Source organism: Alcanivorax sp. DG881 (assembly GCF_000155615.1).
Taxonomy (GTDB): Bacteria; Pseudomonadota; Gammaproteobacteria; order Pseudomonadales; family Alcanivoracaceae; genus Alcanivorax.
Genome location: NZ_DS989915.1, coordinates 1630564 through 1655799, shown reverse-complemented (window position 1 = coordinate 1655799; position 25236 = coordinate 1630564). Strand labels below are relative to the sequence as shown.

12 protein-coding genes are annotated in these 25236 nt (G+C 59.4%); all 12 read left to right on the top strand.

Annotated features, from left to right (window positions below; genetic code table 11):
* The first annotated feature begins 3 nt into the window (after window positions 1–3).
* The 12 genes from hflX to ADG881_RS07285 all read left to right on the top strand — a co-directional run bounded on the left by hflX (window position 4) and on the right by ADG881_RS07285 (window position 25179).
* Window positions 4–1377: a ribosome rescue GTPase HflX gene (gene hflX / locus ADG881_RS07340; RefSeq protein ID WP_007149377.1), complete on the top strand. Its 1374-nt coding sequence runs from the start codon at window positions 4–6 to the stop codon at window positions 1375–1377.
* 37 nt (window positions 1378–1414) lie between these two features.
* Window positions 1415–2587 carry an FtsH protease activity modulator HflK gene (hflK, locus tag ADG881_RS07335; protein WP_007150679.1) on the top strand — a complete coding sequence of 391 codons (1173 nt, stop codon included), beginning with the start codon at window positions 1415–1417 and terminating at the stop codon, window positions 2585–2587.
* Entirely contained in the window at window positions 2587–3651 is a 1065-nt protein-coding gene (hflC, locus tag ADG881_RS07330; protein WP_039926407.1) for a protease modulator HflC, read from the top strand. The genes hflK and hflC overlap by 1 nt, the downstream gene beginning before the upstream one ends.
* A 341-nt stretch (window positions 3652–3992) precedes the next feature.
* The gene (locus ADG881_RS07325; protein WP_232211701.1) at window positions 3993–4463 is read left to right on the top strand and encodes a DUF11 domain-containing protein; all 471 of its coding nucleotides are present in this window, start codon (window positions 3993–3995) and stop codon (window positions 4461–4463) included.
* Window positions 4464–4642: 179 nt separating this feature from the next.
* Window positions 4643–7609, top strand: coding sequence for a DUF11 domain-containing protein (locus ADG881_RS07320; protein ID WP_007150099.1), 2967 nt, complete (start codon window positions 4643–4645; stop codon window positions 7607–7609).
* 196 nt (window positions 7610–7805) lie between these two features.
* Window positions 7806–14033 (top strand): hypothetical protein, encoded by a 6228-nt coding sequence (locus ADG881_RS07315; RefSeq protein ID WP_007149420.1) that lies wholly within the window; start codon window positions 7806–7808, stop codon window positions 14031–14033.
* Window positions 14030–14650 carry an OmpA family protein gene (locus ADG881_RS07310; RefSeq protein ID WP_230457701.1) on the top strand — a complete coding sequence of 207 codons (621 nt, stop codon included), beginning with the start codon at window positions 14030–14032 and terminating at the stop codon, window positions 14648–14650. Before ADG881_RS07315 ends, ADG881_RS07310 begins: the two co-directional genes overlap by 4 nt.
* A gap of 13 nt (window positions 14651–14663) precedes the next feature.
* The gene (locus ADG881_RS07305) at window positions 14664–17543 is read left to right on the top strand and encodes a DUF11 domain-containing protein (protein ID WP_007149137.1); all 2880 of its coding nucleotides are present in this window, start codon (window positions 14664–14666) and stop codon (window positions 17541–17543) included.
* Window positions 17544–17547: 4 nt separating this feature from the next.
* A complete protein-coding gene (locus ADG881_RS07300) occupies window positions 17548–22359 on the top strand; it encodes a CshA/CshB family fibrillar adhesin-related protein (protein ID WP_007149682.1) in 4812 nt (1603 codons plus the stop codon).
* 118 nt (window positions 22360–22477) lie between these two features.
* Window positions 22478–22669, top strand: a complete 192-nt coding sequence (locus ADG881_RS07295) for a DUF2065 domain-containing protein (RefSeq protein ID WP_039926404.1) — start codon at window positions 22478–22480, stop codon at window positions 22667–22669.
* The gene (locus ADG881_RS07290) at window positions 22670–23845 is read left to right on the top strand and encodes an ATP phosphoribosyltransferase regulatory subunit (RefSeq protein WP_007149078.1); all 1176 of its coding nucleotides are present in this window, start codon (window positions 22670–22672) and stop codon (window positions 23843–23845) included.
* A 41-nt stretch (window positions 23846–23886) separates the two neighbouring features.
* Window positions 23887–25179 (top strand): adenylosuccinate synthase, encoded by a 1293-nt coding sequence (locus ADG881_RS07285; RefSeq protein ID WP_007149612.1) that lies wholly within the window; start codon window positions 23887–23889, stop codon window positions 25177–25179.
* The last annotated feature ends 57 nt before the right edge of the window (window positions 25180–25236 follow it).

Sequence of the window (25236 nt, the reverse complement as noted above, 5' to 3'; positions counted from 1 at the left end):
CCTATGGAATTATTTGATCGTACAGAGCAAACACGTACCGAAGCTGGTGAGCGGGCGATTCTGGTTCATCTGGAGCTGCCCGATGCCATGGGGCGTGAAGATCTGGACGAATTTCATCACCTGGTCACCTCCAGCGGTGTGCAGCCGGTGGTCGAGTTAACCGGCAAGCGCGACCGCCCGGACCCGGCCCTGTTCATCGGCACCGGCAAAACCGATGAGTTGGCCGCCATGGTGAGTGAGTACAAGGCTGACGTGGTGCTGTTCAATCATGCACTCAGCCCGGGCCAGGAACGTAACCTGGAACGTGTGGTGAAATGCCGGGTGCTGGATCGCACCGGGTTGATTCTCGATATTTTCGCCCAGCGGGCGCGTACCCACGAGGGGCGCTTGCAGGTTGAGCTGGCGCAGTTGCGCCACCTGTCCTCCCGCCTGGTGCGGGGCTGGACTCACCTGGAGCGACAAAAAGGCGGCATCGGCCTGCGTGGCCCGGGTGAGACCCAGCTGGAAACGGACCGCCGTTTATTGCGTGACCGTATTCGCGGTATTGAATCGCGCCTGGACAAGGTCCGTAAGCAGCGTGCTCAAGGGCGTCGTGCACGACAGCGCTCGGAGACCCCGCTGATTTCCCTGGTGGGCTATACCAATGCGGGGAAATCCACCCTGTTCAATGCCATCACCACCGGGGATGTCTATGTGGCGGACCAGTTGTTCGCCACGCTGGACCCGACCCTGCGCAAGGTGAAGGTGCCGGGCGTCGGCCCCGCCATTCTGGCGGACACCGTGGGCTTTATTCGCCACCTGCCGCACCGGTTGGTGCAGGCATTTCGGGCGACCCTGGAAGAAACCGTCAACGCCACCCTGCTGCTGCATGTGACCGATTGCAGCGCGGAAGAGCGGGACAGCAATGTGGCCGCGGTTGACGAAGTGCTGGAAGAGATTGGCGGCGACAAGCTGCCGGTGCTGCATGTCTACAACAAGGTCGATAACCTGGACCAGCCTCCACGGATTGAGCGCGACGAGCACGGGCAGCCCTGGCGGGTATGGATTTCCGCACAGACCGGTGACGGTTTCGACCTGCTGTTTGAGGCCATCGCAGAGCGGCTGGCGGCGGGCTGGGTGGATTGCTGGGTACGGTTGCCGGCTTCAGCAGGGCGCCTGCGCGCGCGCTTGCACGAGGCCGGTGAGGTGCTGGAAGAGCAGACCGCTACCGACGGCAGCATGTTACTGCGTATCAATGTGAATCGGGTGCACTTCGAACGACTGCTCCGTGAACAGGGATTAAAAGAGGAAGAGCTGGTAATTCCGGCCCCTGCGGTTGCAGGTGACGACACCCCTTCCTACAATTCAGAACGCTCGTCAAACGCGAGTCATCATTAGGCCGGAGCCCATTGGCTTTGGCGGACTGGAGATCTACATGGCGTGGAATGAACCCGGCGGCAACAAGCCGAAGGACCCTTGGGGTGGTGGTGGCGACCAGGGGCCGCCGGACCTGGATGAAGCCCTGAAAAACCTGAAAGACAAGATCAACAATGTTTTCGGCAGCAAAGGCGGCAAGTCCGGCGGTGGCGGAAGCAGCAGTGGCGGCGGGTCTCCCTGGCCGGTGCTGGTCATCGCGCTGGTGATTGTGGCTATCGGCTATGGCCTGATGGGTTTTTTCCAGGTGGATCAGCGCGAACGCGCCGTGGTGCTGCGGTTCGGTAAGTTCGATCGCATCGTGGAGCCGGGCCTGAACTGGCGGGCACCCATTCTGGAGCAATACGAGAAGGTGGACGTGGGGCAGAACCGCCGCTACGAAATCACCGAGGAAATGCTCACCAAGGACACCAACATCGTCAGCGTGACCTTGCAGGTGCAATACCAGGTGCTCGATCCGCGCCCGTTCCTGTTGAAAGTTGCGCAACCGGAAGAAATTCTGGAACACGCCACCAGCTCGGCCTTGCGCCATGTGGTGGGGTCATCTTCCATGGATGATGTGCTCAAGGATAACCGTGAGGCGATCCGGGTTCAGGTGCGTGAACGCCTGGATGATTACCTGACCCGCTACGATACCGGGCTGGTATTGCGTCAGGTGGTACTGGATAAAACCGAAGCACCGGATGCGGTCCGTGATGCTTTTGATGATGTGTCCAAGGCGAAGGAAGACGAAGACCGCTTCAAGAAGGAAGCCGAAGCGTACAGCAATTCAGTGATTCCCCAGGCCCGTGGTGAAGCCCAGCGTATTGAGGAAGAAGCCTTTGCCTACAAACAGCAGGTGATTGATGAGGCCAAGGGTGATGCCAACCGCTTTACTGATCTGCTCACCGAGTACCGCAAGGCGCCGGACGTGACCCGCGAGCGGCTCTACCTGGAAACCATGACCCAGGTGTTCAGCAACACCAGTAAAGTGCTGGTGGACGTGAACAAGGGCGATAGCCTGATTTACCTGCCGCTGGACAAGTTGATGAAGAACCAGGACGGCAAGGCCAAGGCACAGAGCCAGAACGCGACGTCTTCCGGTTCGACCTCAAGTGCCGGCGCGGATGATGGTGGCAGTGGCCGCAATACCGGCCGCAGCCTGTACAACAACCGCAACCAGGAGCTGCGCTAATGAATAATCGTGGATGGATGGCGCTACTGGCTCTGGGGGTACTGGTCCTTTTGGCGATGGATTCCTTTTTCATTGTTAACCAGACAGAAAAGGCAGTGCTGAAACAGTTTAGCCGGATCGACAAGACCGACATTGAGCCTGGCCTTTACTTCAAATGGCCGATGGTGGAAGAGGTGGTGAAGGTAGACGGGCGTGCGCTGGTTTATGACGTGCGTACCCAGTCGTTCCTGACCGCTGAGAAAAAGCTGCTGAACGTGGATGCCTTTGTGATCTGGCGTATCAGCAACGTGCAGCGTTATATCGTTAGCGTCGGCGGCGGGTCCTCCAACCCCCAGGTGATGGAGCGTCGTGCCCGTGAGCTGCTGGATCCCCGTGTGAACGAGGGTCTGCGTAACGAGTTCGCTTCGCGCACCGTGTTCCAGGTGGTGGCTGGTGAAAGTGACGTGGAAAAAGTGGAAGGTGATACCGCTATCCTGCGCGACCCGACCACCGGTGAAACCGTGGAAGTGCCCGTCGACCAGCTGGACGAGTCGGTATTGCGCGACGCGGAAGCGAACAAGACGGAGAGCGATGAATCGCCAGCGAGCAATTTGGCCAATGATCAGCGTGAAGCGCTGATGGACCAGGTGCGTGCAGAGGTGAACAAGTCCACCCTGGAGGATTTGGGTATCGAAGTGGTGGATATCCGGGTGAAGCAGGTGGACTGGCCGGAACAGGTGCGAGGCCGGGTATTCGACCGCATGCGGGCCGAGCGCCAGCGTGATGCCGCTGCGCATCGTTCTCAGGGTCGCGAGGAAGCGGAAAAAATCCGTGCCGCCGCAGACCGTCAACGCACTGAGACATTGGCGCAGTCATACCGCAAGGCCCAGAGTGCCCGCGGTGAAGGGGATGCCCAGGCTGCCGCGATTTACGCACAGGCCTACAATCAGGATCAGGAATTCTTCCGTTTCTACCGTAGCCTGCGAGCCTACAAGGAAAGCTTCGATCAGCCCGAGGATGTGCTGATACTGGAGCCGGACAGTGATTTCTTCCGGTATTTGAAAGGGGCAAGCGGCAGACCCTGAATAGAGGCTCATACCGTTTGTCGTAGAAAACCCGCCGCTGGCGGGTTTTTTATTGGTTGTAAGCTTTTGCTTACAAGTCTGTAAGCCTTTGACTGCGGGCCTTGCGGAGACTTTATGGCTCTATAGTGCCATTTTTTCTTTGCAGTCTTTTTACATTCCCTTCACCCAAAAGCGACATTTTTTGTGCAAAATGCGCAGGCTGTCACAAAGAATTACAGTAACAGGGTTCCGTTATGGGACTTTCGTCACAAAAAATATTTTTATACAGGGGTATGTCGCACGGTGCGATGTATTGAGTGAAGGTCAGGGTGGCCCCCTGATTTATACCGGGAATGTTGCTCATGAAACTGTTCTTTTCGACTTTGATGCTCTTGATGTCCGCTGCTGTCTGGGCGGATGCTCCGTTATCCAGTCAGATGGATTCCTATCTGGTGACCAGTCAAGACGGCAAGGAAGTGGTGGAGGAAGCCGAACAGGCCAGTCCCGGGGATATTGTCGAATACCGCCTGACTTACACCAATAACGGGGACCAGCCGCTTTCCGGTCTGGTTATTACCGGACCGGTTCCGGCCAATACCGTTTATCTAAAAGACAGTGCTGCCACCCAGGTGAGCGCCGATTTCACCGTCAGCATTGATAACGGCGACAGCTTCCAGGCTGAGCCGGTCACCAAAACCGTTACTGGCGAAAATGGCCAGTCCAAGAACGTCGAGGTTTCTCCCAGCGACTACACCCAGGTGCGTTGGCAGCCGAAAGGCAGCCTGCAACCTGACCAGGTGCAGGAATATCGCTACCGGGTGCGGGTGCAGTAGCTCCGGGAGAAGCAGACGCGGGATCGAAAGGTCCCGGGAAGTCTTGTGCGAGCGGCTTGATCGTCAGCGATCGGCCGCATGGGGAGGGGCGGACCGCTTGTGAATAACGAGGGGCCGCTCTCGCAAGGCTTTCGAAACCGAGGGTAATCCAAAACACAATCCATTAAAGGAATGAAGCCATGAAACATGCCTTCAATAAGGGCGTGTTGTCTTCGAAAATGGCCGCATCCCTTGTGTCTGGGGGTCTATTGTTTGCCGCAGGGCAAGCGTGGGCGCTGACTGACGCAGGGACGGACATCAAGAACAAGGCAACCGTTACCTATGAAGATGCCAACGGCAACAGCTACTCCGCACAGTCCAATGAAGCGGTAGTGACCGTTGCAGAAGTCTATGCGGGTACGCTGGAAAATGACGGCAACAAATCCGGTGCGCCGGGTGAAACCGTTTACTTCAGCCACACTCTGAAAAACACCGGTAATGCCACCGATACCTTCACCCTGGACGGACTGAATGGTGCCGGTGCAGCGGGCAGCTATCAGGTGTTTATCGACGCCAACGGCAATGGTCAGCCTGATGCCGGTGAAAGCGCCGCCACGTCTGTGAGCGTTGATGCTGGTGACCAGGTCGAGCTGATCCTGGCCGTACCGGTTCCATCCGGAACTGCAGCGGGCGCCACCATCGATGGCACCTTGCTGGTGCGTTCGACCCGGGGCGATGGCAGCTTCGACGCCAATGACGGAGGCCTGGTACAGGATATCGGCACCAACGGCGATGCTGGCACCTATGATTCTGACGGTGTTAACGGCGCAGACGGTAACGATACCAACAGCGACCAGGTGACAGTGACCACCGATGCTGTGCTGGTAACCACCAAGGCGGCGTCCGTTGATCTGACTGCCAACACCATTACCTACACCCTGACGGTGAAAAACAACGGTGGCCGTGCGGCAACCGCGGTAGACATCTACGATGCGGTGCCGGCCAATGCCACCTTCGTGGATATCACCACGGTGAATGGTCTGCTGGCCTCCAATGGTGACACCTACGAAGACAATACCGGTACGGACCAGAATATCCCGGCGGATGCGACCACCATGTACACGCCGGCAGCTCTGGCCTCTATTGATGAGCCTGCGGGTGTGGACCTGGACGGCGATGGCACCAGCGGTGAAACCGGTATCCCCGGTATTCAGCTGACCGATGCCAGCCTGGGCGTGAACACTACCGTGTCTGTGGTGTATACCGTCAGCTTTGATCCGGCTGCTGCTGCAGGTACCGAGATCAAGAACACCTTTGCCGCCCAGGGCGACCTGGATGGTGATAACACGCCGGATACCCCGGTGACTTCCAACACGGTAACGACCGTTATCGGTCAGACCTATGCCGTGGATGCGGACGATACCGAAATCGCGCCCGATACCACCAATGATGACGTGTTCAATGTTGCCAGCGCCGCCAGCGGTGCCGTGGTGGACTTCAAGCACACCATCACCAACAACGGTAACGGCGACGATGTGTTTGAACTGAGCGTGGATACTGCGGGCAGCACTTTCCCCGCGGGCACCACCTACAGCTTCTGGAATGCGGCTGGCACAGTGCAAATCACCGATACCAATGGCGATGGCAACCCGGATACCGGTTCCCTGGCGCCAGGTGCAGCGAATGCGCTGAATATTACCGTGAAAGCGGATCTGCCGGCGTCGGCCAGTGGTGCAGGCCCCTATGCCTATACGCTCACTGCCACGTCTGCTGGCGACAATAACCAAAGTGATGACACCCAGGGTGTGCTCGCGACCATTAATGCGGCCGCTGTGGATCTTGCCAACAGCGCAACGGCAACCGGCTTGGGTGACAGTGCAGTGGATGCGGATGCCAACACCGGTACACCCACCACCACTAATTCAGCTGCGGCCGGTGCAACCACCAGCTTCAGCCTGTTTGTCGCCAATGAATCCGGTAACCCGCAGTCCTATACGTTGGGTTCCACACTGCCTTCCGGCTGGACGGTGGTATTCAAGGAAGTGGGTATCGACAACGACGGCAATGGCACCCTGGATAACACCGCCGATGCCGGCTCCGTGGTAACGGCCACCCCGAACCTGCCTGCCAGCGCGGTTTACCACTACACCGCAGAAGTAAAAGTGTCTTCCAACGTGGCTCAGGCCGAAGCGGACTACACCGGCGGTGATGCGGTTAATACCAACGACAGCGACGGTGATTATCCGGTGACCTTCACCGTGACCTCCGCCTCTGACAGCAACATCAACGACTCCAAACTGGATGCAGTAGACGTTGTTGCCAACCGTGATATCAGCATCACTCCTGACGGTGCCAACCAGGTACAGCCAGGCGGTAATGTGGACTACCCGCACGTGCTTTCCAACGACGGTAACTCCACCGAAACCGTTGAGTTGAGTGCTGCAAATTCCAATGCGCCGGACTGGACCAACACCACCCAGCTGTATGTGGACACCAACAACGACGGTACCCCCGATGCTTACCGTGAGCTGAGCCAGATCGCCGCTCTGGCCACTGCTGGCCAACTGTGGGTGCGTGATCAGGCGGGCAACCCGGTGCAAATCGGTGTGGCGGATGCAGACGGTGATAACGCGCCGGAGCTGACGCTGGAAGCGGGTGAGAAAGTGGAGCTGCAGGTCACTGTGTTCGCGCCGGCCAATGCGCCGCAGGGCACCCAGGACACCCTGACCCTGTCTGCCATCAATGAAGACAACACTGCTGGTGCCGATGCGTCTGCCACCGCCACCGACCTGACTGAAGTGATTCTCGGCCAGGTACGTCTGAACAAGACGGCCGGTGTGGATGCGGATTGTAGCTGTAACGATGCCTCCCCGACCTGGACGCCCGATAGCCCGTTCGCTGCTACCCAGACCACGGAAGTGGAGCCTGGTCAGTGTGTGATCTGGAGCCTGACGGCAACCAACGAAGGTGCGGCTACGGCGAAGAACGTGACCATCACCGATGAAACCACCCCGTACACCTCTTTCCTGGCCGCCAAAGATTCTGTGCGTGCCTCGGACAACAACTCGGTGGCCAACTCCGGCACCGCGCCTGTTGTGGAGTGGCTCGTGGGTGATTTGCCAGCGGGTGATAACGCCAATGCACAGTTCTGTGTGCAAGTGAACTAAGCAAGCCCCTCCCGGGCTCTTCCTCTTCTCCCTGTGCGGGGGAAGGGGGAGAGCTTTCTCAGGCGCTGTGCGCAACGTCTGAGAAAGCTCTTAAAAACATGGCCGCCGGGGCGGTCAAAAAAAGGTGCTCAAGCACCGCGTGGGAACGACAGGACATCGTGAATTGAATCGGATCGGGGTTTGGACAATCAGCGTGATGACGCTGCTGGCGATTGCCAGCGGCGCCATTGCGGCTGCTACCTCGGCCGGCACCGTTCTGCGTAACCAGGCCCAGGTCCGCTACCTGAACCCGCTCACCGGGCAGGTGGTAACGCAGAACTCCAATGTGTCCCAGCTTGTTGTGGCGCCATACCGTGATGTGCTGCTGGGTAACAGCAATGCGTTGACGGTGGCCGCCGGTCAGCGCGTTAACCTGCCCCATGTTCTGACCAATACCGGCAATGTGGACGATGACTACAGCCTGACGGCGGTGAACAGTGCCGGCGACGATGGTGATCTGCTGAACTTGCGTCTGTATGAAGATGTGAACGGCAATGGTGTGGTCGATGCCGGTGAACCGGAAATTACGGCGCCGGTGAGCTTGCCTGCCGGCGCGTCACTTTCCCTCGTGGTGGCTGGCACGGTGGCGTCCGGGCAAGGTCAGAATGATGTGCTGAGAGCGTCGGTACTGGCCGAGTCACAAACGGATGTTGATGTGTCCGACTCCCGGCAAGACAGTGTCACGGTGGCCTCCGGTGCCTTCCTGAATCTGACCAAGTCGAGCAGCCAGAGCTGTGATAACCCTGCCCAGGAAGGGCAATCGCTGGACTACAGCATCAGCTATACCAATACCGGCAGCAATGCCCCGGCAGAACGACGTTTCCTGATCAGTGGTCAGGTGGAGCAGGGCGTTATGCTGGAAGATGCCTTGCCGGCGAACGTGCAGTTACGCCCGGGCAGTGCTGCCGGTATCTCTCCAATTCAATCTGTCGCGGTGGTGCACCGTTCCGGCGATGCGGATGATGAATGGATCCGCTTTGATCAGTGGTCACCGTCTACACCCGTGGATCGCTTTGGCGTTTTGGTTCCCGCGTCGGCCATGGAGTCCAATGAGTCCGGCGGCTTTACGTTCGGTGTGCAGGTTGGCACCGGGTTGACCAGCAATACGCGGATTTACAACCAGGCGGTTGTTGATACCGATGGCGATGGCACGGACGATTTTTCCAGTAATACCGTGTGCAACACCCTGGCGGGCTCGGTTCGTCCGACTCTGGTGTTTGAGCGCCCCACGCCGCAGGTGTCCCGTTCCGGGCAAGCGCCGCGGCACGGCGAAGACAGCGATTTTCAGCTGGCCGATATGTATGCACTGTTGCCGGCTGAAAACAATCAAGTGCTCACCGATGGCGTCTACCTGCGCCTGAACGCCTCACAGCTTAACGTGTCCCCGACTCAGCGGGAGTTCCTGGAGCGTACTCCCTCCGGTGAGCGCCTGATCATCGTGACGGTGGAGTCGGCCCTGACCGGTGACACCTTGCGCGTAGTCATGCGTGAGACGACGCCGGATTCTGGTGTCTTCCGCAGCATTCGCCCGTTTGTACTCAGCGCGGATGAAAACGGTTATGGCCGCCAGTGCCCCTCCACTGCGAATACCTCCCAGGCGCAGGAATTCGATAGTAATACCACGACAAGCCAGGCGCTGGATGAAGCCTGTGCGCTGCGCAGTGAGGCCCGCGATACCCTGACCGCCCGTTTTCAGATGCCGATTTATGGCCCCACTGGCAATGTGGAACGTTACGAAGTGGTGTCTGATGTGGCGGCGGTAGATCCGGCCGGCACGGTCTTTGATTCCAGCAACGGTAACCCGGTGGGCGGTGCGCAGGTGATCCTGTACCAGTCCCGGCAAACCTTATCGGCCAGTGGCGCGGGCAGCTGTGCGGACCTGGCGCAAAGCGATTATGAAGTCGGCACAGATCCTTACACCGGCGAAAGCCTGGACGGCGAAAACACCAACACGGTCAACGTGGATAACACCTCGGTGCTGGGCGATTACCAGTACCCCTTTGCCACCCCGGGTCACTGCTATTACCTGGATGTGCTGCCGCCGCCGGGTTACACCTTTCCGTCAGAGGTGTCGGCTGCTGCAGCGGGCAGTTTCTATTCGGATGTGAATGACAGCTCCTACGGCCTGGAAGGTTACCAGGCGCCGGTGGGGCGCAAAGCCGCGCGGGTGGCGGGTAGTAACAACGGGGCGTTCCTGCTGGGCACCTCCAATGTGTTTGTGAACATCCCGCTGGATCCGAGCGCCAATACCGCTGCCGGGATTCTGGTGCTGGACAAGAATGTGGAGAAGGACAGCGCCGCCGTGGGTGATGTGTTGGCCTACAGCATCAACCTGACCAACAATCACACGGATGCGCTTTACGCCGGCAGAATTATCGATCAGCTGCCCTATGGCTTTCGCTATATCAATGACAGCGCCTGGCTGGACGTGGGCGGGCAGCGTGTCGAAATGCCGGACCCGGCGGGCCGCCCCGGGCCGCAGCTGACCTTCCGCCTGGAGCGCGAGCGTAGCAATGGCTCCGTGGTGGCGCTGCCGTTGCAGGCGGGTGAAACGGTGACATTGCACTACGGTTTGCGGTTGTCGGCGGGCGCGGTGGACAGCGATGGCATCAACCGGGCCACGGCCCAGGCCAACACGGCCTCCGGGTTTACCTACCGTTCCAACCAGGACGAAGCCGAAGTCGAGATCCGCAACGAAGGCGTGCTGTCAGACAAGGCCATGCTGTTCGGTAAGGTCTATGTGGATGCTGACTGTAATAACCTGCAGAACGATGGCGAGTGGCCCATTGGTGGCGTGAAGCTGTATCTGCAGGACGGCACCTGGGTGATTACCGACGAGAACGGCCAGTACAGTGTCTACGGCCTGAACCCGGGGTTGCATACCATCAAGGTGGATCCGTTGACCTTGCCGGCCGGCGTCAAACTCAAGCCCATCGACAACCGTCATGCGGCGGACCCGGAAAGCCGGTTTGTGGATTTGCGTTCCGGTGAATACCACCGTGCGGATTTTGCCGCCATTTGCCCCACTGGCGATGACGCGAAAGCGCTGGCGGAACAGCTTAAAGCCCGCAATGCCTCCATGAACGGTGACTGGATGCTGGATGAAGCGGCGCGCTTTGATCCCCTGCGTCAGCAGACCATCAATCCGATTTTGCGTCAGGCCGACGGCAGCGGCGATTTGGGCAGCGGTGTATATACCCAGACCGGGGATGACGGACTCACCGATGCCTGGGAAAAAGTTTCCCAGTCCCAGGGCGAGAAAACCGACACGGCCGCGGTGTTGCCGGCCAACCCGGAAGCCACCATGCAGAACACCAAGGAAGTGGCTGCCAGCATTACCCGCGAGCAGGCGGAGCAGGGTGCCTGGTTGTGGCCGCGTGGCGGCGTGAGCCGTGATGGCCGTTTTCAGGTGGTGGTGCGTGCCGGCGTGGATCCGGTTCTGAGCGTGAATGGCAAGGCAGTGGCCAAGGCGCAATTGGGTGAGCAGGTCGTCAACAAGCGTGAGCGTGCCCAGGTCGTCACCTGGTATGGCGTCGCCCTGGATGAAGGGGAAAACACCTTGAAAGTCAGCACCCGCGACATGTTTGGCAACGAGCGGGTGATGGCAGAAAAAACCGTGGTGCGCCCGGCGGCGCCGCAGTCCATTACCCTGGAAACGGAATCCGATACGCTGCCGGCGGACGGTGGGCGCTCAACCCTGGGTGTGCGTGTTCGTCTCAATGATGCCAAAGGCAACCCGGCGCTGGGCAGCCACTTTGTGACACTGGAAACCGATCGTGGCCAGTGGCTGGAAGAGGATTTGCAGAGCGGTACGCCGGGCCATCAAATCAAACTGGTGGACGGAGTGGCCCTGGCTCACCTGCGCAGCACGGAATACACCGGTCCGGTGCGCCTGCGTGCCACCCTGGACCGTTTCAGTGACAGCATCCAGATCGAACAGATTGCGCCTCTGCGTCCGTTGCTGGCCACGGGTTTTTTACAGGTGCAAAGCCGTGCCGGTGGCTTGCGTGACAACGGCAATGCTCCCACGGATGTGGCCGATGAATTTGAAGATGGCGTGGACGGCCGGGCTGCCGTGTTCATGAAAGGTCAGGTCCGCGGCGATGCCCACCTGACCCTGGCCTACGACACCGACAAGGATCTGGACACCGAAGACGAAGTGCGCCGTGATCTGAATCCCGCAGATTACTACCCGATCCCTGGCGATGCGTCTGTGCGTGGCTACGATGCCCGCAGCCGCAGCAAGCTGTATGCGAAACTGGAAAAGGACCGCAGCAGCATTATGTGGGGGGATTATCTCACCGACCCGCAGAATGACTTCTACGATCTGGGCCGTACCCAGCGCACCCTGACCGGGTTGAATGGCGTCTACGATAACGGTCGCGCCCGCTTCCAGGTGTTCGCTGCTCGCCCGGACATGGAGCAAGTGACCGAAGAGCTGCCGGGTAACGGTACCGCGCTGTTGTTCACCTTGAGCAATGATCCGGCCCGTGACAGCGAGACCGTGGAAATCATTGTGCGTGACCGCAACAACCGGGGCCTGGTCATCGAAACCACACCGTTGACCCGCTACGTGGATTACTCGGTGAATTATTTCACCGGTGATATTCGCTTCCACGATGTGGTCCCCACGGTGGATGCTAACCTGAACCCGGTGTTCGTCCGCGTGAGCTATAACGTGGAAGGTGATGCCGAGGAATACAATGTTCTCGGCGCGCGCTTGAACTACGACCTGACCGATCAGCTGCAACTGGGCGTTAGCCGCACCCAGGATGACCATGAAACCGAAGGTTTCGACCTGACCAGCGTTTCCGCGCAATACAAGCTGGACGAGAACACCCGCATCAATGTGTCTTCCGGCTCCATGGCCCATGAAAACAATGACCCGGAAGGGCGCGCCTACAGCATTAATGGGGAGCGTTTGTGGGTGGATGGTTCGCGTACCGAATTGCGCTGGGCGCGCGCGGAGGCCGGGTTTGATAACCCGTCGGCGGGTATCAGTGCCGCCCGTGAAGAAATGCGTTTAGGGCACGAGCAGATGCTGGCCCGGGATTTTTCCGTGGAAGTGGAAGGCATTCGCTCCAAGCAGCTGGACGGGACGGAAGAGCAGAACAGCCTGGGCGTGATCGGGGAAAAACGTATCGGTGCCACCGCCTTGCGCGGCGGGGTGCGCGGTATCGAGCAGAAGGATGCGCAGGGCAGTGAAGATTTCGGCACCTATATTCTCGGCGCTGACCGGGGCTTGAATCTGCTGGGCAAGCCCTTCCAGATTGGTGCGGAATACGAACAGGCTTTCAACGATACCAGCCGCCGCCGTATCGCGGCCGATGCGGACATGCAGCTCACCGAGAAAACCAGCCTCTACAGCCGTTACGAGATCATCAACAGCCTGAATGGCATCAATACGCTGGACGATGACGTGGAAACGCAGCAGTTCACCACCGGTGTGCGTTCTGCGGTCACCCGTAATACGGATGTGTATTCCGAGTACCGTTTGCGCGGTGCCGTGGATGGCCGTGATGTGGCCGCGGCCAATGGTGTGAAGTCGGATATTGAAATTGAACCGGGGCTCACCGTATCGCCGTCCATGGAATGGATTCAGACACTGGACGGACAGACCAATCAGGACGCCACGGCCTTGTCCGTGGGAGCAGAAGACAAGCGCAATGAAAACCGCCGGACCCTGGGCCGGGTGGAAACCCGTTTTGGTGATGATCGCGAGTACTATGGTCTGAGTGCGGCCAATATCTGGCGAGTCAATACCGACTGGTCTGCGGTGGTACGTGATGACCTGCGCCTGCAGTACTTTGATACTGAAGCCAAGGAAGGCGACAACATTGTCACCCTGGGGATGGCCCGCCGTCCGCGTCGGGATAATCGTCACCACATGCTGTTCATGTACAAATGGAAAGAAGAGTGGGGCGGCAGCGGTGGCAGCGACCGCACTGTGCACCTGTTCTCCACGCACCATAACTATCAGGCCCATGACGACTGGATTTTCTCTGGTCGCCTGGGCGCCAAATGGCAACAAACCGAACTGGGCAATCTGGATGTGGAATCGGATGCCTATGTGGCGGATGGCCGGATTATCTGGGATATCACCCGCCGTTTTGATCTGGATCTGCATGGTGGTGCGATTACCACGGAAGGCGTTAAAGAGCGCCGTTACAGCTACGGCTTTACCGTCAATGCACTGGTGCGCCGTAATCTGCGCATGGGTGTGGGCTATAACTTTACCGGTTTCCGTGACGATGACCTGGACCCGGAAGGCTATAACGCGGAAGGCGTGTTTGTTGGACTGGAATACAAATTCGATGAAGATGACCTGAGCTGGCTGGGCAGTAAAGCCGCCGGGCAGCGCAGTTATCTGGGAGATGCGCGATGAACACGATGAAAGCGCGGTTCGCTCTGCTGATCCTGGCGGGCATGACAACAATGGCCGGCTGTGCCAGCACCGAGTCACTGTATGCACAGTATGATGAACTGTGCCCGGTGGAGGCTCGGGTAACGAGCACCGGCCTGGTGACGGTCACCGGTATTGCTGCTGGCGGCGGAGCAGGCCTTGTGGCCGGTGAAAGTCGCACCCAGGTCTGGGAGCCGGCGGTGTATTTTGGGTTTGACCAGAATGAGCTGGCGGACGCTGAAGCGCGCCGGCTGGAAAGCAATCTGGCGGTGCTGAAACAGTATCCGACCCTGCAGGTGAGCGTGCAGGCGTTCACCGATGAGAAGGGCGCGGCCAGCTATAACCAGAAACTGGCGGCACGTCGTTTGGACCGGGTTGTGCAGTACCTGCGTGATGGGGGCATCAGCAATGGCCGCATCAAGCGTGTCGCTCTGGGCGAAGAGCTGCCTATTCTGCCTGACGCGAATAACGAACAGCGGGTCATCAATCGTCGTGTTGAATTGATGCCGCTGGATGCGCAGAGTCGCCCGTTGGTACTGCGGGCTGATTTTGCCCGCAGTGGCGGCGATGAATTCGTGCCGCCGGCGCCAGTGAAGTAAAGGGGGAGTTGGGGTGAAGACACTGCAACGTACAGGGCTGATGGTGTTGCTGATGCTGGGAGCCAGTGTTCAGGCGGCCACACCTGCGGCAGGCACCGTGATCAAAAACCAGGCGTCGGCGAGTTACCGGGCCTGTCTTGATGATGGCTGTACGGAGCAGGCGGAAGCACAGCGGGTTACCTCCAACCTGGTGCAGACGCTGGTGCAGAACGTTCCGGGTATTGAACTGGTCAGTGATCAGGGCAAGCCAGCAGTGCCCGGTGGGCTGGTGTATTTCCCCCATGTATTGACCAATACCGGTAATGGGCGCGACCAGTATCAGTTGTGTATTACCAATGTGGATAGTGACATTGATGCCTGGGCCGTTTACGCCGACGGCAACGGCGATGGCCAACCCGATGCGGGCGGTGCCTTGTTTACCCAGACAGACGCGGATGGCTGCTGGGATAATCTGACCCCGGACATGATTTCCGGCGAAACATTTTCGCTGGTGGTGGAAGCTGAATTGTCGGCGGGAACGGTGGCGGGCCAGCAGCCGTCATTGCAGGTTCGGGCGCGTAGTGATGCGGATAACACCCTGCTGGCCATCAATACGGATGAAGCGGATGTCATCGATGGTCCGGTGATTGAAGTGGTCAAGTCATTGAGCCAGCGGGAAGGCCGCTCCCCGGATGGGCCGATCACCGTCACCCTGGATTACCGTAACCCGTCGGACCAGGCGGCCACGGATATCATCATTGAAGATGTGTTGCCGACGGTTTCCGTGGATGGGGTGTCAGCAGGCATGACCTATGTGCCGGATTCCGCTCGCTGGACGTTTACCGGCAACACCCCGCTCACAGACGATGGCGATGATGGTGATCAGGGCAATGCCCCTAACCTGATCCGCTATTGTGCCTACGATACAGATGCTGCTGAACCGGATTGTCAGGATCGGGTGCGGGCGGTCGTGACGCAATTGCCACCGGGCGGTGTGGGCACTCTCACCTTCGAGGTTACCCTGGATGCGGGCCTGAGTGCCGGCGACCGGGTTCGCAATACCGGCCGTTTCCGCTATTCCAACGAAGCCGGCAATACGGATTTCGGTACGCCGTCTCCGTTCAGTACCAATGCGGTGAGCTACCGGGTTATCGACCGGGCGCTGGCGCCAGCGGTGGTGGCCAACAACAGTGAGAATGACAGCATTACCGGTAGCGATGACGTGAGCGATACCGGTAACCGTGTCGAGATTGCCAGTGCCGGGCAGGGTGGCACCGTGCTGTTCAACAACGTGATCTGGAATACCGGCGATGGTGAAGACCGTTTCGATATCACCATCGACGCCGCCAACGACCGTTCCGGGGCGGCACTAAGCGATCCCTTCCCCCAGGGTACCGTCTTCCAGTTACTCAAGGCGGATGGTGCTACTCCGTTGGTGGATACCGATGGCAACGGGGTGCCTGACACCGGCCCGATTCCGCTGGTCGATCACGGTGGCCAGTGTCCGGCCCGCTTTGTCCGCGATGCCGGTAATGGTGTGTGCGGCGTGCGCGTTGTCCTGCAGGCCATCCTGCCGCCCAATGCACTGGGTGGGCCCTTCCAGGTCACCAAGGTTGCCAGTTCAGTCACCGATCCCCAGGTGCGCAATGCGGTGACCGACACGCTCATCAGCATTGCGACCAACAGTGTGGACCTCACCAATGATCAGCCGGTTAACGGTAGCGCTCCGGGTGAAGGGCCGGGGCCAGAAGCCTCGCCGGTGCGAAGCTTGTCTGTGGCGCCGGGCAGCCGTGGCACCTTTGTGTTGTACGTGAATAACACCGGGCCGCGGCAGGACAGCTACGACCTGCACGCCAGCAACAGCAATTTCAATCCGGGGCAATTACCCGCGGGGTGGGCTGTGGCTTTTTACCGTGACGGTGGATCGGGTGACTGCAGTGCCAATGGCGTTGCCATTACCAATACCGGGCTGGTGCCGGCAGGTAGCCAGCGGCTGGTGTGTGCCCAGGTCACGGTGCCGGAATCGGCCAGCGGGGGCGATATCTTGCCGCTGTATCTGCGTGCGTTGTCGCCGACCAGCAATGCCAGCGATATCAAGCTGGACCAGGTGGTCGTGGTGGCGGGGCCGGCACTTTCACTGCAGCCGGACCAGACCGGGCAAGTGGCGCCGGGCAGCAGCGTGCTCTACAGCCATCAGCTCACCAACACCGGTAATGTGGATTTGACCAATGTGTTGCTCAGTGGCACGCCTGACAGCGCCAGTGACAATGGCTGGTCGATTACCCTCTACGAGGACAGTAATGGCAATGGCCAATGGGATACGGCGGATACCCTGATTGTCGATGGCACTCCCCTGCAGACTGCCGGGGCGGATGGTGTGCTTGCCGTGGGCGAGAGCCTGTCCGTGTTTGCCCGGGTCTTTGCCCCGGCAACGGCCGGTTATGGCATTACCAACCTGAAGACGCTCACCGTCACGGCACAGGGTGCCGGGCAGACGGTGACAGACACTGCGACGGATTCCACCACGACCAGCAATACCGATGTGGCGGTGACCAAGGAGCAGGCGCTGGATGCGGATTGTGATGGTGTCCCCGATGGCCCGGGCAGCTGTACCGCCGATGGTTGTTTCGTGTATACCCGATTCACGGCAGCACCTGGCGAGCAATGCGTGATTTATCGTCTGACGGCGGCCAACACCGGCGCGCAGAGCATGTATGAAGTCACTATTAATGATCGCACCCAGCCGTTCACAACCATGCTGTCTGCTGCCACACGTTGCCAGCTTCCCTCGGGGGATTGCAGCGCTGATGTGGCTGCACCAGCCGAGGGCGGTAGCGGTGATGTGTCGGTGAATGTGGGTGAATTAAAAGCGGGCGAAGCTGCCGTTCTTATTTTCGGGTTACGGGTGGAGTAAAACGATGCAGACAACCGGACCGAAAAAAAATAAAGGCAAGCTGGTTGCAGGGCTGCTGGCGACGCAGGCTTTGATTGTCATGCTTTTTGTCGGCCTGTGCCTGGTGAGTGGGACAGCAGACGCGATCAGTTTGCCGCTGAATGGTTCGCGGACAATCATTAGCGGCAGTGACTGTTCTCAGGCGACATACCGGTTTGGCACATCCGCAAGTTACGACGGTCAGCCGCTGGATGTTCTGGTTCAGGTTCTGCAGGAAGACAATGAGCAGGCCGGGAGCTTCCAGTGCCTGGGGGTGGAAGAGGGGGTACTGTTTGCCAGTTTGCGTGATAAGGATAGCGGCGAAAATATTGCCTATCAGGACTTGCGGTTAACGGTCGTTCGTCAGGGAACCACCACGCCTGTTGTTGTGGACCGGCTGATCGTTACCGGGTTCGATCTTGACAGAAACTCGGACAACTCCCGCACAGGCAGTGATGACCTTTACTTCAATACCGGTGAAAAAACGCGTTCCTATGTGTCTGTTAATACGGATACCACTGTTTCTTCATCGGCGTCTGGCGGCTATAACACGCGCATAAAAGGGCGGGACACCGATTGCACAGACGGTGCCACAACCGTCGAACCCGAGTGCCGTGCCAGTGTGGTGTTTTCGGAAACATCCAATGCGTCTTTTCGGGTTCAGAATGATAATGCGTACGGAACAGAAGGGTCGTCGAGTACCGCCCGGCGTGTTTCCTATTTGTCTCTGCGTGTTGACGATTTCGATGATGTGGTGGACGGCAATACGGATTACGGTGATGCCCCCTCGCCCTATGTGGCTGGCCGACAGGCTGTTAGCAGTTTTCTCGGTTTGGGGGCCGGTCTGGTGGCGGACCATGAAGGCGCACAGCAAGCTAGTGCGGGAGCGGATGGTGATGACCTGGACGGGTCGGGAGGGGCGGTTGTCAATTTCGACGATGAAGATGGCGTTACCCTGGCCGGAAGCGCTCTGAATGATCAATCCATCTTTCCGGGGCAGCAAAGCGAACTGTCGGTGACCACATACGGCTCGGGTTACCTGAACGTCTGGTTCGACTGGAACCGGGATGGGGATTTCAGTGATGCCGGCGAGCGCATGGTATCCAATCGCCAGATCACCAATAACGGTGAAACATCCAGCGGCAATAATTCCTCCAATTTCGTTACGGTCACGCCTGTGACCATTAATGTGCCGGGTTCTGCTGCGTCCGGCGTGACCTATGCGCGTTTCAAATTTACCGAATCAACGAACCCCGGAGTGGGGGCGAATGGCGGCAATGGTGAGATCGAAGATTACCGTCTGAATGTCACCTCCCAAACCTGTGATGCGGCAATTAGCGCAAACCTGTCGCTGAGTGGCAGTGCCACGCGAAATACCTCCAGTAATGAAATTACCCTGACCCAGGATAGTGGCAATCAGTCCGGCTCTGCCTGGTCACAGAATCGCATTAGTCTGCTTTCCCCCTTTACGGTGGAGTTTTCCATCTACCTGGGGACAAAAGACGCCAGTGGTGCGGACGGGATTGCCTTTGCCTTCCAGAATGACGATGCCGGCAGCAGTGCCACCGGTGTGTTTGGTGGTGCCTTGGGGGTGGGCGGTTTGGATCCGGCGGTGGCGGTGGAGTTTGATACCTACAGCAACGGCGGGGGTTACGGCGATATTGCCAATGACCATACGGTTATTTATGACCCGGTTAACTATACCAGCAACAATGGTGGAGGAAGTCTGCTAAGTCCCGTGGTGGATTTGGGCAATATTGAGGATGGAGGTTGGCACACGGTGTCACTGGATTGGGACCCGGTCTCCAATCAACTGCAGTACCGTTTTGATGGTGCTTTGGTTGCTGTTGTGAATCGCGACTTTACCTCTCTGGATTTTGCCGGCGACCCGAATGTGTTCTTCGGCTTTACCGGCTCCACCGGGGGCTCCAGCAACCTGCAGAAAGTCTGTGTGATCGATGCTCCTCCACAGGTGCTGGTTGATTACGGCGATGCGCCGGCCAGTTACCAGAACCCGTCTCATGTTCTGGTCGATGGCATTCAGCTTGGCGCTGATGTGTCAGAGGATGTGGACGGATACGCGGATGCCAATGCCGATGCAGACACCTTTGATGACGGGGTGACCTTTCCTTCCGTACTGCCGAGCATCAACCCGATTTCGGTCAGCGTGGAAGGTGATGGTGGCTATTTGCAGGCCTGGGTGGACTGGAACCAGGATGGGGATTTTGATGATGCCGGAGAGCAGATTGCCGAGGATCTTCAGGACACCGATGGCGATGGGCAGATCGATATTGTTGCCAGTGCGGCAACCGGCACAGTGGATGCCAATGATGTGATCACCCGTTTCCGCTGGTCAACCACGCCCTCCATCGATCCCTATGAAGGTGCGGATGATGGTGAAGTGGAGGACTACCAGGTGTCTACCCGGGCGGTGGTGAGCTGCCCACAGGGTTCCGAGGCCACCGGTGGCGGTATTGCCAGTGGCGGCGCCGGTGATTTTCGTGATGCGATCTATTGGCTGGATTGGTCCTGTGGTGCTCGCAATAACTACCAGGCCGGGGAAATTGTTCGCAAGAGCTGGGTGTTTGGTCCGGTGGAAATTCGCGCCACGCTGGACAACCTGACTGATGCGGTCAATGTCTATAACACCGGCAGCTGGTCTGGCGACCGCCTGGATGATCTTTATCAGGGCGTGAACCCCATCGGGTTGTCCAACACCAACGGGCTGGCGCCAGCGTTTGATATTGATTGGCAGGTTTACCTCAATGGTCAGCGGGTGCCGGCCGACATCATTGCGGCTGATGCGGAAGACACCGATCAGAACGAAAGCCTCACATGGGAAACCGATGGCCAGCCCTGGGAAATTTTCTCGGTGTCGCCTGCGTCGGACTTGAAGGTGCGCTTTGAAAATGCCAATCAGCGCATGGTGTTGACCACCGGCGACTTGCCCATTGGGACCGGCACGGTTCTGGGCTTAACCGAAGATGCCCGTCGCACCTCTCATATCGTGAATGGCTCTGGTGTCCAGGCGGTCGCGTTCGGGGTTTTCCTGCAGGTGGATCATGGTGATATTGCCGGTGGTTACCCGCAAAGCGGCGGCCATGTGTCGCGCAGGGACGCCACCGGTGGCAGCAAGCCCCAGACGGATACGGATGTGAATACACTCACCGTAGCCACCTTGCAGCCTGCCGTTCCTTACCTGGGGGATACCGGCCCGGACCCGGAAGATGCCGACCAGAACTCGGCCAACGCGGATGCGGATGGTCCGGAAGAAGACGGTGTCAGTTTTTCCCCACTGATTCCCGGCGGTAACGCGGTGATCTCGATCACTCTGACAGAACAGACTGCAGGCACCAATTTCGTGCAAGGCTGGATCGACTGGAATCGGGATAACGATTTTGACGATGCCAGTGAGCAGGTGGCTCTGAATGTGCGCGACAACGATACCCAGGACAGTAATCCGGCCAACGGCACCATTGAGCTGAGCGTATTCGTTCCGCCCGGTGCCTTTATCGGTGATACCTATGCCCGCTTCCGTCTGTCCAGCACGCCGGACGTGGCCGCTGGCGGTCAGGTGGTGTTCGATGGTGAAGTGGAGGATTACAAGGTCACCGTGGCCTCGGCCAATACGGCGGGGACGCTCTCGGGGTGGGTGTTCGAGGATAATGGTACCGGTGCGGTGGCGCACGATGGTGACAAGGGGGATGACGAACCCGGGCTGGCCAATCTGCCTGTGCGTCTCTACCACGATGCGGATGACGATGGTGTGTGCGCACAGACGGATACGGTGCTGGCGGAGACCACCACGGACGGCGATGGGGCCTGGGCATTGACCCCGCCGTTAGCGGATGTGGGCAAGAGCGCCTGCCTGCTGGTTCAGACCCCCAACGGTTATCAATCCATCAGCGAAAGTGCGGGCACCGCTGGTGGCAGCCTGGCGGTCGGTGCCGCCGATGACGACACCATGACCTTGTCGGTGCCCCCCAGTGGCACGGTGTGGAGCGACATCCTGTTTGGGGATGTGGGCTTGCCGGTGCTGGAGCCGGATCGGCAGGGGGTGGTCGATGCGGGCAACAGCCTGTTCTACGATCACCGTTTTAGCGCTCGCACCGCCGGCACCGTGGACTTCACTTTCGGGGCGGCTGACACCGTGCCCGCTGCCCCGGCCTGGACGGATACGCTCTATCGGGACAGTAACTGTAATGGTGTTCTGGACAGCGGTGAGGCCGCTCAGCCAGTCACCGGCGTTGCCGTGCAGGCAGGCGATAGCCTGTGTCTGCTGGTGAAAGTCTTCGCCCCGGCGGATGCGCCGCTGGAGGCGTTGCATGCCCGGCCGTTGCAAGCGACCCAGACCTTCACCGGCACCGCGCTGCAGGCCGGTGTGCAGGTGCGCGACACCACCCGCCTTTCTGCCGGTACGTTGTTGCTGCAGAAGCAGGTGCGCAACATTGGCCCGGACGGGCTGCAGGGAACGGCGGATGATGTGGACAGCAGCGATGGCACGGCCAACCAGGCAGCCCCGGGTGATGTGCTGCGTTATCGATTGGTGTTCTCCAACCAGGGCGTGCGGGCGCTGACCGAGGTAACCGTTAACGACAGCACGCCGGCCTTCAGTGCCCTGAATGCGGCCGCGGCCTGCCCGGCTGCGCTGCCGGCGGATTTGTCCGGTTGTAGCCTGAGTGCGCCGGATGGCAGCAATGGGCCGGGTTATGAAGGGGCCCTGCAGTGGCTGTTTTCCGGGCAGTTATTGCCCGGGAATCAAGGGGTTGTCAGCTACGATGTGCGGGTGAGTCCATAGCGGGCAGGTGCTGTTCGATCCATCCGCCGGTAACCTATCTGCCACGGGGAGACCGTGGTAGAATGCCGCAACCGGGCGCGCAGGCTCCCGGTTTTTTTGTGGCTGTCTGGCAGGAACAATGGATTTCAGTTTATTGATCAAGGCGCTATGTCTGGTGTTGATCATAGAAGGCCTTCCGCTGTTTCTGGCGCCTATGCGTGCGCGTCAGGCAGCACTTCAGGTGGCGCGTCTGGATGGTCGCCTGCTGCGAATTATGGGGCTGGTGCTCATGGTATTGGGTGCGGGCCTGTTATTACTGATGCGGTCGTAAATGATGAATCAGGAAGAACAGTGGCTACTGCCCGACGGGGTAGAAGAAGTCCTCCCGGGTCGCGCCCGGGCCATCGAGCAGCTGCGTCGTCAGACGCTGGATCTGTATCAGCGCTGGGGTTATGAACTCGTCTTCCCGCCGTTGATCGAGTTTATGGAATCCCTGCTGAACGGCGGTGGCCGTGATCTGGAGCGGGAAACCTTCAAGATTACCGACCAGCTCACCGGGCGCCTGATGGGGGTCCGTGCGGACATTACTCCGCAGGTGGCGCGTATGGATGCCCACAGTCTGCGCCGTAATGCGCCTTCCCGCCTTTGTTACTGCTCCAGCGCCCTGCGCACCCGTCCGGTGGTGGCGGGTGGCACGCGCCTGCCTTATCAGCTGGGCGTGGAGCTGTTCGGCCATTCCGGCACCGACAGTGACCTGGAAGTGATCTCACTGCTGCTGGAAACGCTGACCCTGTCAGGTGTGGACCAGCATGTGGTGCTGGATCTGGGGCACGTGGGGTTGTTCCGTGGCCTGCTCGACAGCTGCGACTTGAGTGACAGTCAGCAGAGCCAGCTGGAAGACATTTATGTCCGCAAGGCGCGGGTAGAGCTGGACACCTTTATTGCCAGCCATGATATGCCCGCTGCGGCGGGTAAAGCCCTGGCAGCCTTGCCCTGGTTGGCGGGGGGCGTGGACGTGCTGACCGAAGCACGGGCGCTGCTGTCGCCTTTCCCCGGCGCGCTGGCGGCCCTGGATGAACTGGCTGTGCTGGTCGATGTGCTGGGTGCCCGCGGTGTGCAGTTGCACCTGGATCTGGGTGAGCTGCGCGGCTACCACTATCACACCGGTTGCGTGTTTGCGGCGTACCTGCCCGGTGAGAGTGAGCCGGTGGCCAAGGGCGGCCGTTACGATCACATTGGTGAAGTGTTTGGCCGGGCCCGTCCGGCCACCGGTTTCAGTGCAGATTTGAAGATGCTGGCGGAGCGGGCGGAATCCGCCGCGCTCACCGGTATTCTGGCGGAAGGTTCGCTGCAGGATGCGACCTTTGCCACTACGGTTTCCGCGTTGCGTGAGCAGGGTGAGCGCGTAGTGCTGGCCTTGCCCGGCGCCGATAATGATCCGGCCGAGCTGGGTTGCCAGCGTCGCCTGGTCGCCCAGGCAGATGGCTGGGTTGTGACCGACCTTTAAACTGAATTTCCTTTTTCCTGAACAGATGGCAGCAAGCAATCATGGGTAAGAACGTAGTCATTCTCGGCACCCAGTGGGGTGATGAAGGCAAAGGCAAGATCGTCGATCTGCTGACCGATCAGGCCTCACTGGTGGCCCGCTTTCAGGGCGGCCATAACGCCGGCCATACCCTGGTGATCGATGGCAAGAAGACGGTCCTGCACCTGATTCCGTCAGGCATTCTTCGTGAAGATGTGCAGTGCCTGATCGGTAACGGCGTGGTGCTTTCCCTGGAGGCTTTGCTCAAGGAAATCGGTGGCCTGGAAGATCAGGGTGTACCGGTACGCGAGCGCCTGCGTCTGTCGGCGGCCTGCCCGCTGATCCTGCCTGTGCACGTGGCACTGGATCAGGCCCGCGAAGCGGCCCGAGGCAACAAGAAAATCGGCACCACCGGCCGTGGCATCGGCCCTGCCTATGAAGACAAGGTGGCTCGCCGGGGCCTGCGCCTGGGTGATGTGTACCAGCGTGAGTTGTTTGCCGCCAAGCTGGGCGAAGTGATGGATTACCACAACTTCGTTCTGCGCAGCTACTACAATGCCGAGCCGGTGGATTTCCAGAAAACCCTGGATGAAACCCTGCAGCTGGGCGAAGACGTGCGCAGCATGGTCACCGATGTGACTGCCGTGTTGCACGGTGCCCGCGAGCGCGGCGAAAACATCATGTTCGAGGGCGCTCAGGGCACCCTGCTGGATATCGACCACGGTACCTACCCGTACGTGACCAGCTCCAACACCACTGCCGGTGGCACTGCCACCGGTACCGGGTTCGGCCCGCTATACCTGGACTACGTGCTGGGTATTACCAAGGCCTACACCACCCGGGTGGGCAGCGGTCCGTTCCCCACCGAGCTGTTTGACGAAAATGGCCGTTACCTGGCCGAGAAAGGTCACGAGTTCGGCTCCACCACCGGTCGCGCTCGTCGTTGCGGCTGGTTCGATGCCGTAGCGCTGAAACGCTCCATCCAGATCAACTCCATCACTGGCCTGTGCCTGACCAAGCTGGACGTGCTGGACGGCCTGGAAGAAATCAACATCTGCGTGGGCTATCAGGATGCGGCCGGCAACTCGCTGGAGTGCGCCTGGGATGCGGACAGCTACGAAGAAGTGAAGCCGGTTTACGAAAGCCTGCCGGGCTGGAGTGAATCCACCCTGGGCGTGAAGTCGGAAGACGATCTGCCGCCCAACGCCAAGGCTTACCTGCAGCGCATTGAGGAAATCACCGGCGCGCCCATCGACATTATTTCCACTGGCCCGGACCGGGTGGAAACCATCATCAAGCGGCACCCGTTCGCCTGATCTTTATGCTGCTTCGCCATCGATGCCTGTGGGGGTCGATGGCGGAGCGGTTTATGT